Source organism: Pseudomonas sp. LBUM1645, assembly GCF_059716185.1.
Genome location: NZ_CP166811.1, coordinates 4,890,005 through 4,902,602 on the forward strand (window position 1 = coordinate 4,890,005; position 12,598 = coordinate 4,902,602).

11 protein-coding genes are annotated in these 12,598 nt (G+C 59.4%); 5 read left to right on the forward strand and 6 right to left on the reverse strand.

Going from position 1 to position 12,598, the window contains the following annotated elements:
* Positions 1-27 precede the first annotated feature (27 nt).
* The gene (locus ACA079_RS22150) at positions 28-708 is read left to right on the forward strand and encodes a heavy metal response regulator transcription factor (protein ID WP_497700955.1); all 681 of its coding nucleotides are present in this window, start codon (positions 28-30) and stop codon (positions 706-708) included.
* Positions 708-2,057, forward strand: coding sequence for a heavy metal sensor histidine kinase (locus tag ACA079_RS22155; protein ID WP_497700956.1), 1,350 nt, complete (start codon positions 708-710; stop codon positions 2,055-2,057). The genes ACA079_RS22150 and ACA079_RS22155 overlap by 1 nt, the downstream gene beginning before the upstream one ends.
* A 107-nt stretch (positions 2,058-2,164) precedes the next feature.
* Here ACA079_RS22155 and ACA079_RS22160 read toward each other — a convergent pair whose 3' ends face one another.
* The 3 genes from ACA079_RS22160 to ACA079_RS22170 all read right to left on the reverse strand — a co-directional run bounded on the left by ACA079_RS22160 (position 2,165) and on the right by ACA079_RS22170 (position 5,415).
* Positions 2,165-3,409 (reverse strand): lipoprotein-releasing ABC transporter permease subunit, encoded by a 1,245-nt coding sequence (locus tag ACA079_RS22160; RefSeq protein ID WP_095128737.1) that lies wholly within the window; start codon positions 3,407-3,409, stop codon positions 2,165-2,167.
* Positions 3,410-3,473: 64 nt separating this feature from the next.
* Complete coding sequence (lolD, locus tag ACA079_RS22165; RefSeq protein WP_176471549.1) at positions 3,474-4,157, reverse strand: lipoprotein-releasing ABC transporter ATP-binding protein LolD; 684 nt, start codon at positions 4,155-4,157, stop codon at positions 3,474-3,476.
* Positions 4,158-4,164: 7 nt separating this feature from the next.
* Positions 4,165-5,415 carry a lipoprotein-releasing ABC transporter permease subunit gene (locus ACA079_RS22170; RefSeq protein WP_461997623.1) on the reverse strand — a complete coding sequence of 417 codons (1,251 nt, stop codon included), beginning with the start codon at positions 5,413-5,415 and terminating at the stop codon, positions 4,165-4,167.
* Positions 5,416-5,509: 94 nt separating this feature from the next.
* On the opposite strand from ACA079_RS22170, the gene ACA079_RS22175 reads away from it, so the two are divergent.
* Both ACA079_RS22175 and ACA079_RS22180 read left to right on the forward strand, forming a co-directional pair.
* Positions 5,510-6,091: a PilZ domain-containing protein gene (locus tag ACA079_RS22175; RefSeq protein ID WP_497700957.1), complete on the forward strand. Its 582-nt coding sequence runs from the start codon at positions 5,510-5,512 to the stop codon at positions 6,089-6,091.
* 14 nt (positions 6,092-6,105) lie between these two features.
* On the forward strand, positions 6,106-6,828 hold the full coding sequence (locus ACA079_RS22180; protein ID WP_497700958.1) for a glycerophosphodiester phosphodiesterase: 723 nt from the start codon (positions 6,106-6,108) through the stop codon (positions 6,826-6,828).
* 42 nt (positions 6,829-6,870) lie between these two features.
* Here ACA079_RS22180 and sthA read toward each other — a convergent pair whose 3' ends face one another.
* Positions 6,871-8,265 (reverse strand): Si-specific NAD(P)(+) transhydrogenase, encoded by a 1,395-nt coding sequence (sthA, locus tag ACA079_RS22185; RefSeq protein ID WP_497700959.1) that lies wholly within the window; start codon positions 8,263-8,265, stop codon positions 6,871-6,873.
* Positions 8,266-8,472: 207 nt separating this feature from the next.
* Positions 8,473-9,459: an FAD:protein FMN transferase gene (locus tag ACA079_RS22190; protein ID WP_497700960.1), complete on the reverse strand. Its 987-nt coding sequence runs from the start codon at positions 9,457-9,459 to the stop codon at positions 8,473-8,475.
* 128 nt (positions 9,460-9,587) lie between these two features.
* Between ACA079_RS22190 and ACA079_RS22195 the strand changes: the two genes are divergently transcribed.
* Entirely contained in the window at positions 9,588-10,886 is a 1,299-nt protein-coding gene (locus ACA079_RS22195; protein ID WP_497700961.1) for an MFS transporter, read from the forward strand.
* Between the two features lie 60 nt (positions 10,887-10,946).
* Here the strand turns inward: ACA079_RS22195 and ACA079_RS22200 are convergent, their stop codons facing one another.
* Complete coding sequence (locus ACA079_RS22200) at positions 10,947-12,410, reverse strand: glyceraldehyde-3-phosphate dehydrogenase (RefSeq protein ID WP_497700962.1); 1,464 nt, start codon at positions 12,408-12,410, stop codon at positions 10,947-10,949.
* Positions 12,411-12,598: the final 188 nt, after the last annotated feature.

The following is a 12,598-nucleotide window of genomic DNA, read 5'->3' on the forward strand; positions in this document are numbered from 1 at the left end:
GTTCGTTCCATTTGCCTCGAGTCGCCCATGAAACTGCTGATCGTCGAAGACCAACCGAAAACCGGCCACTACTTGCGCCAAGGCCTGACCGAGGCCGGTTTCAATACTGAATTGGTGGCGGACGGCAGCACCGGCCAGCAACTGGCGCTGACCGGCGACTACGCGCTGTTGATCCTTGATGTGATGCTGCCCGGTCGCGATGGCTGGCAGATTCTGCAAGCGGTGCGCGGTGCCGGCCTCGACACGCCGGTACTGTTTCTGACAGCGCGAGACGCGGTGGAGGACAGGGTCCACGGCCTGGAACTGGGCGCCGACGATTACCTGGTCAAGCCTTTCGCCTTCTCCGAACTGCTGGCCCGGGTCCGCAGCCTGTTGCGCCGTGGTAACGCCACACCTCAGGAAACCAGCCTGCAACTGGCGGACTTGCGTCTGGACCTGATCCGCCGTCGGGTCGAACGCAGCGGTCAGCGCATTGACCTGACGGCCAAGGAATTCACCCTGCTGGAAATGCTCCTGCGCAGGCAGGGTGAAGTCCTGCCCAAGTCGTTGATCGCTTCCCAGGTCTGGGACATGAATTTCGACAGTGACACCAACGTCATCGAAGTGGCGATCCGTCGTTTGCGCCTGAAGATCGACGATGAATTCCCCAACAAGTTGATTCACACCGTGCGCGGCATGGGTTACGTCCTTGAAGAGCGCCCCGCCTGATGCGTCGACTTTCGTTAAGCACTCGCCTGGCGCTGCTGTTTGCAGCGTGCACCGCCGTGGTGTCGCTGTTTGCCGGGGTGTTGTTCAGTCGGGCCAGTGAAGCGCATTTCGTTGAGCTCGATCAGCAGTTGCTCGACGGCAAGTTGATTGGTTTGCGTCGGGCACTTCACGACATTCAGTCGAGTGAAAGCGAAATCAAACTGGCAGATGAACTGAGCCGACAGGCTGATCTGTCGCTACGAATCACTGGCAGCGACGGCAAGCGCTGGTATGACAGCTCAACGCACCTGCCCCAGGCATTGCCGACTCAACCGGGTTTGTCCACGGTGAGCAGCGAAGGTACGGACTACCGCGTCCTCAACGCTCCGTTGTACCTCGACAAACCTGACTCGCCGCAGTTGACCTTGCTGCTGGACATCACCCATCACCAGCACTTTCTGCAACGCATGCAGCACCTGATCTGGCTGACGGTCGGTTTGTCAGCACTGGCCACTGCCCTGCTCGGTGCCTGGGCCGCGCGCAGTGGATTGCGGCCATTACGGCGCATGAGTGCAGTTGCCAGCGGCGTTTCAGCGCAATCGCTCAATGTACGCCTGCCCGAAGAAAACATGCCGCCAGAACTCGCGGAAATGGCCCACAACTTCAATGCCATGCTCGGACGCCTAGACGACTCTTTTCAGCGGCTCTCGGCCTTCTCCGCCGACATCGCCCATGAATTGCGCACGCCATTGTCGAACCTGCTGACCCACACCCAGGTCACCCTCACCCGCCCACGCCCCATTGAGGATTACCGCGAAGCACTGCACAGCAATCTCGAAGAACTGCAATGGATGGCGCAACTGGTCAACGACATGTTGTACCTGGCCAAGGCTGACCACGGGTTGTTGATGCCCAAGCGCGAACCGCTGGAGCTGGCGGAAGAAGCGGATCTATTGCTGGAGTTTTTTGCGCCGTTGGCGGAGGACGCTCAGGTCAGGTTGAGTCGTGAAGGCAGTGCGCGCATGGAGGGCGATCGCAGCATGTTGCGGCGGGCGCTTTCCAATTTGCTGGACAATGCGTTGCGGTTTACGCCGGTCGAAGGCGAGGTTCGGGTGCGGATTGTTGATCAGCCTAAGGGGTTGAGCTTGACGGTCGAGAACAGCGGCGACGGAATTGACCGGGCGTTGCTGCCGCGTTTATTTGATCGTTTCTACCGGGCTGATCCGGCGCGCCAGGAAGGCATTAGTGAACATGCGGGATTGGGGTTGGCGATCACTCAGTCAATCATCCGCGCCCATGGCGGGCAGATTCGTTGTGAATCGGATAACGGATGGACGCGGTTTGTGATTGAGTTGCCTAAGGGGGATTGAGGCCAGCAGGTCTGGCCCCATCGCGAGCAAGCTCGGCTCCCACATTTGACCGAGTTGACTCAGATCTAATGTGGGAGCGGGCTTGCTCGCGAAAGCGGTCTATCAGACTACGAATACCGCAACGCGGTAGCCGGCTCGACTTTCGCTGCACGCCATGCCGGGTAAACCGTGGCGAGGAAGCTCAGAATGAACCCGGCGGAGCAGATCAACACCACATCCGCCCCCTGCAGTTCGGACGGCAGGTTACTGACGAAGTACACGTCGGAACTGAAGATGTGCTGCCCGCTGACCCGCTCCATCCAGCCCACCAGCTCACTGACGTTCAGCGCCGCAATCACGCCAAGCACACCACCAATCAACGTACCGACAACCCCGATCACGGTGCCCTGCACCATGAAGATCGCCATGATCTGCCGCGGCGTGGCGCCGATGGTCCGCAGGATCGCGATATCCGCGCCCTTGTCGTTCACCACCATGATCAGGGTTGCGATGATGTTGAACGCCGCCACGGCGACGATCATCAGCAACAGCAGGCCGATCATGGTTTTTTCCATCTTCATCGCACTGAACAGACTGCCCTGCGTGTGAGTCCAGTCATCAGCCTTGTAAGCAGTGCCCAGCCCGCCAGCAATATCGCTGGAAACCTTCGGCGCAGCGTATAAATCCTTTACCGCCAGGCGCACGCTCTGTACCTGATTAGGTGCCCAGTGCTGCATCTGCGCGGCATCGGCCACGTGGATCAGCGCCATGGAACCGTCCAGTTCGGCGCCAACCTTGAACACGCCGACCACGTTCAACCGCTGCATGCGCGGAGTGATGCCGCCCGGTGCAGTGCTGACTTCCGGCACGATCAGGGTGATCTTGTCGCCGACGTTCAAGCGGAAGCGTCGAGCCGTGATCTCGCCGATCACCACGCCGAACTCACCCGGTTTCAAGGCATCGAGACGGCCCTGAACAATGTGCTGGGCGACGATCGACACCTTGCCTTCCAGCGCCGGATCAACGCCGCTGACCTGGATCGGCTGCATCGTCCCCTTGTAGGACAGCATGCCTTCCATCTCGGTGAACGGCACGGCGGCCGTCACTTCAGGATTCTTCATGGCCGCCGCTGCGACGGGCTGCCAATCATCGATCGGGTTGACGCCGACGATAGTCGCGTGAGGCACCATGCCGAGGATGCGCGAGCTCATTTCGCGCTGGAAGCCGTTCATCACCGACAGCACCACGATCATCGCCAGCACGCCCAGGGCGAGGCCGATCATCGAGGTCATCGAGATGAAGGAAACAAAGCGATTGCGGCGCTTGGCGCGGGTATAGCGCGCGCCGATGAAGATCGATAACGGTCTGAACATTCGCTGGGCACCGTATAAAAATAAAAGACCCGACGTACTGTTCAGTACGTCGGGTTTCGGCCAATCAGATGGGCGTCAGGTAACCTTCCTGCAAATGCAGGACGCGATCCATCTGGCGAGCCAGGTTCATGTCGTGAGTCACCACCAGGAACGCCGTGCGCATCGAGGTGCTGAGTTCCAGCATCAGATCCTGAATGCCCTGGGCGGTGTGGGAGTCGAGGTTACCGGTCGGCTCGTCGAGCATCACCAGGCCTGGCTTGTTCACCAGAGCGCGGGCGATGGCCACACGCTGACGCTCACCACCGGACAATTCGGCCGGTTTGTGTTCCAGACGATGGCCCAGCCCTACCCGCTCCAGCAATGCCGTCGCACGCTGACGCGCTTCCGGGATAGCCGTCTTGCCGATCAGCAGCGGCATGCAGACGTTTTCCAGCGCGGTGAACTCAGGCAGCAAGTGGTGGAACTGGTAAACGAAACCCAGCGACCGATTGCGCAGCAAACCGCGAGCCTTTTCGTTTAGCGCCGACAGCTCTTCACCGGCCAGCCAGACGCTGCCCTTGGTTGGTGTATCGAGGCCGCCCAGCAGGTTGAGCAAGGTACTTTTGCCCGAGCCCGACGTACCGACAATCGCCACGCGCTCACCCGGATGCAGCTCCAGCTGCAGACCGGCCAGAACCTCTACCGATTCCGGGCCTTCCTCGTAGGATTTGCCCAGGTCGCGGCAGCTCAAGATTGCTTTATCACTCATGCCCAACTCACTCATAACGTAGCGCCTCCGCAGGCTGGGTGCGCGCGGCACGCCAGGCTGGATACAGGGTGGCGAGGAAACTCAGGACCAACGCGGCGGCGCAGACCATCAACACATCCTGGCTCTGCACTTGCGACGGCAGGTAATCGATGAAGTACACGTCGGCGTTGAGGAATTTGTGCCCGATCAGGCCTTCGAGGGCCGAGATCGCGGCGCTGACGTTCAACGCGGCGAAGATCCCGACCACGGCGCCGATCAGCGTCCCGACCACTCCAATGACGGTGCCCTGCACCATGAAGATCGCCATGATCGAACCCGGCGTCGCGCCAAGGGTACGCAGAATCGCGATATCGCCCTTCTTGTCGTTCACCACCATCACCAACGTGGAAATGATATTGAACGCGGCAACAGCGACGATCAGCAGCAACAGCAGACCGATCATGGCTTTTTCCATACGGATCGCCTGATACAGATTGCCGTGGGTGCGCGTCCAGTCGCGGGCATAGAAATGGTCTTCGCCAAGTTGCTGGGCGATGCTCCACGCGACGCGTGGCGCCTGGAACAGGTCGTCGAACTTCAGGCGGATGCCCTGGACCTGATCCGGTTTCCAGCGATGCAGCTTGGCCAGATCCTGCAGATTGGTGATGCCCAGATAGCCGTCCAGCTCACCCGCGCCGACATGGAAGATGCCGACCACGGTAAAGCGTTTCATGCGAGGGAACATCCCGGCCGGGGTCACGGTGACTTCCGGTGCCACGAACGTCAGCTTGTCGCCGATCGCCGCACCCAACTTGGCCGCGGCCTTGTCACCGATGACGATGCCGAAACTGCCCGGCGCCAGGTCATCAAGTTTGCCCTGCTGCATGAAGTTATCAATGATCGAGACCTGCCGTTCCAGCGCAGGATCGATGGCATTGAGCAGGACTTTGGACACCTTGCCGTTGTTGGTCAGCAAACCCTGCATCTGGGTAAACGGCGCCACGGCCGTCACCTGCGGGTTCTGCTTGACCTTGGCGGCCAGGCTTTTCCAGTCGCTGATCGGTTCACCGGACTCGATGGTCGCGTGGGGCACCATGCCCAGCACGCGGGTGCGCATCTCATGGTCGAAGCCGTTCATGACCGACAGCACCACGATCATCACGACCACGCCGAGGGCGAGTCCGATCATTGAAGTCAGGGAAATGAACGACACAAAATGATTGCGACGCTTTGCACGGGTATAACGCGTGCCAATAAATACGAAGAGAGGTCTGAACATGTCGGGGCTTGTTCGGAGGGAAAAGGAACGTCCTTGTGGCGGGGGTCGATAACCAGCTTTACACTCAGACCACCGCCGCTACCATGGGTTCGCCATGTCGACATTAGATGAAGAAGATCGCCGCGAATACTACCGTATCGAGGACACGATCGCACTGGAAATTCGGCCCCTGTCCGCTCCCGAAGCCGCAGGCCAGGATGTGTTGCAGGATGCTTCCCCACTGTTCAACTTGCTCAGCGAGCTGCACCTGAGCGAATTCGAGTCACAGCACCTGTTGCGCCAGATCAGTGAGCGCGACCGGAACCTCGCGGCGTTCCTGAAATCCCAGAATAAACGCATCGACTTATTGAGCCAGGTGATCGCAATCACTGTGCTCGGGCAGATTGGCGAGCCGCAGCCGGTGATCATTTCCGAAGGCGGGATCGAGTTTCAGTATCCGACGCCCATTGCCGAGGACGCACACCTGTCAGTCAAACTGGTGCTGATGCCGCAAGCCCTCGGCCTGTTGCTGCGAGCCCGGGTCACCCATTGCGATCGCAAAGGCGACGGCTACGACATCGGTACCGAGTTCGAATACCCGACCGATGCCCAGCGCCAATTGCTGGCCCGCTACATTTTGCAGAAGCAGGCTCAGGAACGACGTCTGGCCCGCGAACAAAACGAATCAGGCATTTAATTTAAGGAAGAACCGTGACTCTCATCTACGGCCATCGCGGCGCCAAGGGCGAAGCACCGGAAAATACGCTGACCAGCTTTCAGCAATGCCTCAAGCACGGCGTGCGCCGCTGCGAACTGGACCTGCACCTGTCCATGGACGGCGAGTTGATGGTCATCCACGACCCGACACTCAAGCGCACCACCGACCGTCGCGGCAAAGTCGTCGAACACACGGCGGCCGAGTTGGTGACCTACGACGCGCGCACTGGAGGACCGGGCTGGATCAAACCGTGCCCGATTCCAAGACTGGAAGAACTGTTCGAGAAATGCGATTTCGAGCACTGGCAGCTGGAAGTCAAAAGCGCTTCGCGCACCCGCGCCGCGACTACCGTACTGGCGATTCGCGAAATGGCTCAGCGTTTCGGCCTGCTCGACAAGGTGACGATCACCTCGAGTTCGCGGGAAGTATTGAAAGCTGCGCTGGACTTCGTGCCAGATGTGTCTCGCGGATTGGTGGCCGAGTACGCCTGGCTCGATCCGTTGAAGGTCGCGCAAAGCTATGGCTGTGAGATTCTGGCGCTGAACTGGACCCTGTGTACGCCGGAACGCCTGCAGAAGGCGCAGCGTCAGGGGCTGCATGTGTCGGTATGGACAGTCAACGAGCCCGCGCTAATGCGCAGACTCGCCGACTTCGGCGTTGACAGCCTGATTACAGACTTTCCCGGTTTGGCCAGCGCCACGCTCGAGAATTGCTGAAATCGGTCTCCCCGGCCGGCTCAGGCCACCGGCCGGAGCCACTCAAAAAAGCCGGTTGAGGCCATCGTACGCCGCTACCCGATAGGCTTCGGCCATGGTCGGGTAGTTGAACGTCGTGTTGACGAAGTACTTCAGCGTGTTCAGTTCGCCCGGCTGGTTCATGATCGCCTGGCCAATGTGAACGATCTCCGACGCCTGATAACCGAAGCAGTGAACGCCGAGTACTTCCAGGGTTTCGCGGTGGAACAGAATCTTCAGCATGCCCTGAGGCTCGCCGGCGATCTGTGCACGCGCCATGCCCTTGAAGAACGCCTTGCCCACTTCGTACGGCACCTTGGCTTGAGTCAGCTCCTGCTCGTTCTTGCCGATCGAGCTGATCTCCGGAATGGTGTAGATGCCGGTCGGCACGTCGTTGACGAAGCGCCAGCTTTGGTTGTCAACGATGCTGCCAGCCGCCGAACGACCCTGGTCGTGAGCCGCACTGGCCAGGCTCGGCCAACCAATAACGTCACCGGCGCCGTAGATGTTCGGCTTGCAGGTACGGTAGGCCTCGTCCACTTCGATCTGGCCACGGCTGTTGACCTTCACGCCGATGTTTTCCAGACCCAACTGATCGGTGTTGCCGGTACGGCCGTTGCACCAGAGCAAGGCGTCGGCCTTGATCTTCTTGCCGGACTTGAGGTGCAGGATCACGCCGTTGTCCACGCCTTCGACGCGGTCGTAGTCTTCGTTGTGGCGAACCGTGATGTTGTTGTTGCTGAAGTGATAGCTCAGGGCCTGGGAAATTTCCGAGTCGAGGAAGCTCAGCAACTGACCGCGGTTATCCACCAGTTCAACCAATACACCCAGACCGCTGAAGATCGAAGCGTACTCACAACCGATCACGCCAGCGCCGTAAACGATGAGTTTGCGCGGGGTGTGGCCGAGGCTGAGGATGGTGTCGCTATCGTAGATACGTGGGTGGTGGAAATCGATGTCCGCCGGACGATAAGGACGCGAACCGGTGGCGATGATGATGTGCTTGGCCACCAGTTTTTCGACCACGCCGTTGGCGCAAACCACTTCAATGGTTTGCTCATCGGCGAAACTGCCGGTGCCGAAGAACACGTCGACGCGGTTACGGGCGTAGTAGCCGGTGCGCGATGCGACTTGTTTGGAGATGACTTTTTCGGCGCTTTTCAAAACGTCCGGGAACGAGAACCAGCGCGGCTCACCAATGGCCCGGAACATCGGGTTGGTGTTGAACTGCATGATCTGCCGGACCGAGTGACGCAGTGCCTTGGACGGGATGGTGCCCAGGTGGGTGCAGTTGCCGCCGACCTGGCGACGGCTATCGACCATCGCCACCTTGCGCCCTGCTTTGGCGGCGTTCATTGCCGCGCCTTCTCCCGCCGGGCCGGAACCCAGCACCACCACGTCGTAGTTGTAGACAGCCATGCATACTCCTCAGAACAGGCCGCGGCGCCCTCGGCACCTGCGGCTAAATCACGCCGATCTGCGGCGTGAAGGAACAATTTGGGGCCAGTGCAGAACCCAGACACAGTCTATATAAGCGTCAACGCCGCGCACATTAACCCTTGGTCGCGTCGTAGGCTAGTTTTGCCTGCACTACAACGCCAGTCTTTGCTGCTTGAATCGCCGTGATCACTCGGTTTTTCCGCCACTCAGGCGTTCAAAAGCCTGATTGGTTCGTGTGACGAAACCTGTATCGGCACGAATCACAAAGAATGCACCGATGTCATGCGTTTGGGCATAGTCCCAACCCCTTTCGGGACCCAGAATCAGCAACAGCGTCGATAAGCCATCGGCCATCAATGCTGAAGGATGAATCACCGTGACTGACGCCAGGGTGTGTAGGACCGGCGCCCCGGTGCGGGCATCGAAGGTGTGGGAATAACGCCGACCGTCCTGCTCGAAATAGTTGCGGTAGTCGCCGGAAGTGGAAACGCCGTAACCGTCGACGGCGATGATGCGCTCGGCCACTTGCTGGTCGTCACGGGGTTCTTCCAGAGCGACGCGCCACGGTGAGCCGTCGAGTTTTTTGCCGGCAGCCTTGAGTTCGCCGGTGGCTTCGGCGAGATAGTTGTGGATGCCCATTGCTTCGAGTTTTGCGGCAATAGTGTCGACTGCGTAGCCAGCGGCGATGCTGTTGAAGTCGACCGCGACCGCGGCGTCCTTGCACAGCTGATCGCCGTCGATGCGCAGGTGACTGTGACCGACGCGCTGCCGCACCTCGGCCAGCGCTTCGGCGCTCGGGACCTTTTCCTCACGCGCCTGCGGGCCGAATCCCCAGAGGTTGAGCAGCGGCTCCACCGTCAGGTCGTAGGAGCCTTCGCTTTGCGAAGACAGTTGCTCGCCGACGCGAACCAATTCGAGGATCGGCTCGGGCATTTTCTGACAATGATTGGCGGGCAGATCGTTGAAGCGCTCGATGTCCGAGTCGCTGCGATAGGTCGAGAATTGTCGATCCACTTCGGCGAGGATCTTTTCTACTTCGGCCTGCACCGCTTTCGGCCCGGGTGTGGAGGAATGTCTTACGTATTGAATGGAATAACGGCTGCCCATGGTCGGGCCGTCGAAGCGTTCCAGACTGTCGCCGTTGCCACAACCGGACAAAACGCCGACCAGCATCACAACCCCACTCCACCGTCCAGTTAACAAATCTTCATCTCCCCTCAAAACTGCGCCCGCCATTATGGGCTCAGGCTCGCACAGGTGCAGCGCTTCCAAACAAGATTTACCAGAGTGAGTATCTACAAATGGCTTCCAACACGAGCAAAGGCAAAGCGATTTTTCGCGTTGTCAGCGGTAACTTTCTCGAGATGTTCGACTTTATGGTCTACGGCTTTTACGCCACGGCCATCGCTAAAACCTTCTTTCCTGCCGATAGCGCTTTCGCTTCCTTGATGTTGTCGCTGGCCACCTTTGGTGCCGGTTTCCTGATGCGCCCATTGGGGGCGATTTTCCTCGGGGCCTACATCGACCGTCACGGCCGGCGCAAAGGCCTGATCATCACACTGGCAATGATGGCCGCCGGCACGGTGCTGATTGCCTGCGTACCGGGTTACGCCACGCTGGGCGTTGCGGCGCCGCTGATCGTACTGTTCGGTCGCCTGCTGCAAGGTTTCTCGGCTGGCGTGGAACTGGGCGGTGTGTCGGTCTACCTCGCTGAGATTTCCACCCCGGGTCGCAAAGGCTTCTTTGTCAGTTGGCAGTCCGCCAGTCAGCAAGCGGCGGTCGTGTTCGCCGGCCTGCTTGGCGTGGGTTTGAACCACTGGCTCAGCCCGGAACAAATGGGCGACTGGGGCTGGCGCGTGCCGTTCCTGATCGGGTGCATGATCGTGCCGGTGATCTTCGTGATTCGTCGCTCGCTGGAAGAAACCCCGGAATTCCAGGCGCGCAAACACCGCCCTACCCTGCGGGACGTCGTCCGCTCGATCAGTCAGAACTTTGGCATCGTCATCGCCGGCATGGCATTGGTGGTGATGACCACAGTGTCGTTTTATCTGATCACCGCCTACACCCCGACCTTCGGTAAAGCCGAGCTGCACTTGTCGGATCTGGATGCTTTGCTGGTGACGGTGTGCATTGGCCTGTCGAACTTTTTCTGGCTGCCGGTAATGGGCGCCGTGTCTGACAGGATTGGGCGCAAACCCTTACTGCTGGCGGCGACCATACTGGCGATCCTCACCGCGTACCCTGCCCTGTCATGGCTGGTGGCGAACCCGAGCTTCAGCCATTTGCTGATTGTCGAGTTGTGGCTGTCGTTCCTGTATGGCTCGTACAACGGCGCCATGGTCGTGGCGCTGACAGAGATCATGCCGGTGGAAGTTCGTACGACTGGATTCTCTTTGGCCTACAGCCTGGCGACAGCAACCTTCGGCGGGTTTACACCGGCGGCCTGTACGTACCTGATTCATGTGCTGGACAACAAGGCGGCACCGGGGATCTGGCTTAGTGGTGCGGCGGTGCTGGGGTTGATTGCGACGCTGGTGTTGTTCCGTGGTAACCGGCATGAACTGCGGATGGCGCAAGCAGCTGTGGTTGGCGACGCCTGAGTGACGCACAAACAAAAACGCCCCGACCAAAGTCGGGGCGTTCTCATGTGCAGCTGACGCTTAGCGCGGGAATGCAGGCGGGTTTACACCGGCCATGTCTTCCATCACGCGAACCACCTGGCAGCTGTAACCGAATTCGTTGTCGTACCAAACGTACAGAACAACGCGGTTGTCTTGGCTGATGGTTGCTTCAGCGTCCACCACGCCTGCGTGGCGCGAGCCAACGAAGTCGGTGGAAACCACTTCCTGCGAGTTGACGTAGTCGATTTGCTTATGCAGATCGGAGTGCAGCGCCATGTAGCGCAGGTACTCGTTCATCTCTTCACGGGTGGCGGCTTTCTCAAGGTTCAGGTTGAGAATGGCCATCGACACGTTAGGCGTCGGAACGCGGATCGCGTTACCGGTCAGCTTGCCGGCCAGCTCAGGCAGGGCCTTGGCAGCAGCGGTGGCAGCACCGGTCTCGGTGATCACCATGTTCAACGCGGCGCTACGGCCACGGCGATCGCCTTTGTGGAAGTTGTCGATCAGGTTCTGATCGTTGGTGTACGAGTGAACCGTTTCAACGTGACCGTTGATGATGCCGAACTTGTCGTTGACGGCTTTGAGCACCGGCACGATAGCGTTGGTGGTGCAGGAAGCCGCGGAAACGATCTTGTCATCAGCGGTGATTTCACCGTGGTTGATGCCGTGAACGATGTTCTTCAGCTTGCCTTTGCCAGGCGCGGTCAGAACAACGCGATCGATACCCGGGCAAGCCAAGTGCTGGCCCAGGCCTTCGGCGTCACGCCATACACCGGTGTTATCCACCAGCAGCGCGTCTTTGATGCCGTACTGGGTGTAGTCCACTTCAGTCGGGTTTTTCGCGTAGATAACCTGGATCAGGTTGCCGTTGGCGGTGATGGTGTTGTTGGCTTCATCAATGGTGATGGTGCCATTGAACGAACCGTGCACCGAGTCGCGACGCAGCAGGCTGGCACGCTTGACCAGATCGTTCTCGGCGCCCTTGCGGACAACGATGGCGCGCAGACGCAGGCCGTCGCCACCACCGGTTTTCTCGATCAGGATGCGCGCCAGCAGACGACCGATACGACCGAAGCCATACAGGACAACGTCGGTGCCGGTACGGCCGGAACCATTCTGCTTGCCGACCACATCGGCCAGTTCGTCACGGACGAACGCTTCGGCGGTACGGCCATTACCTTCAGCTTTGAATTTGACAGCCAGCTTGCCCAGATCTACCGAAGCAGCGCCGAGCTTGAGCTCGCTCATTGCCTTGAGCAGCGGGAATGTTTCGTGGACGGACAATTCGCTGTCATCGGACTGGCGATGGCGAGCAAAGCGGTGAGCTTTGAGAATCGCGATGACAGACTGGTTGATCAGACTGCGGCCATAGATCGAGCTCACCACGTTGTTATTGCGGTAGAGCTGACCGATAAGCGGAATCATCGCTTCTGCGAGTGCTTCACGGTCGATCCATTCACCAAGACACTGGTCGGGCTTCTGAGTCACGGGAACCTTCCACATGTAGGGGCAGAAAAAAGGGGCTACATTATGCCGCCGAGTGCCTCCCGTAGCAATGCGCGCCTGTCGCGCGGTCAGTAACAAATTCCTCTTCAAAAAAATGACGCACGGCTCAAGCCCAATAAAACCGTGGCCTGCAGCGCAGCCATTTTTTGGGAGACAACGCTGTCTTGTCTGTAACCCTCCGTAAC

Excerpts from the sequence above, each read along its gene's own strand:
- ACA079_RS22150 (WP_497700955.1), top strand. The coding sequence starts at position 28 with ATGAAACTGCTGATCGTCGAAGACCAACCGAAAACCGGCCACTACTTG.
- ACA079_RS22155 (WP_497700956.1), top strand. The coding sequence starts at position 708 with ATGCGTCGACTTTCGTTAAGCACTCGCCTGGCGCTGCTGTTTGCAGCG.
- ACA079_RS22160 (WP_095128737.1), bottom strand. The coding sequence starts at position 3,409 with ATGTTCAGACCGTTATCGATCTTCATCGGCGCGCGCTATACCCGCGCC.
- lolD (WP_176471549.1), bottom strand. The coding sequence starts at position 4,157 with ATGAGTGATAAAGCAATCTTGAGCTGCCGCGACCTGGGCAAATCCTAC.
- ACA079_RS22170 (WP_461997623.1), bottom strand. The coding sequence starts at position 5,415 with ATGTTCAGACCTCTCTTCGTATTTATTGGCACGCGTTATACCCGTGCA.
- ACA079_RS22175 (WP_497700957.1), top strand. The coding sequence starts at position 5,510 with ATGTCGACATTAGATGAAGAAGATCGCCGCGAATACTACCGTATCGAG.
- sthA (WP_497700959.1), bottom strand. The coding sequence starts at position 8,265 with ATGGCTGTCTACAACTACGACGTGGTGGTGCTGGGTTCCGGCCCGGCG.
- ACA079_RS22190 (WP_497700960.1), bottom strand. The coding sequence starts at position 9,459 with ATGCTGGTCGGCGTTTTGTCCGGTTGTGGCAACGGCGACAGTCTGGAA.
- ACA079_RS22195 (WP_497700961.1), top strand. The coding sequence starts at position 9,588 with ATGGCTTCCAACACGAGCAAAGGCAAAGCGATTTTTCGCGTTGTCAGC.
- ACA079_RS22200 (WP_497700962.1), bottom strand. The coding sequence starts at position 12,410 with ATGTGGAAGGTTCCCGTGACTCAGAAGCCCGACCAGTGTCTTGGTGAA.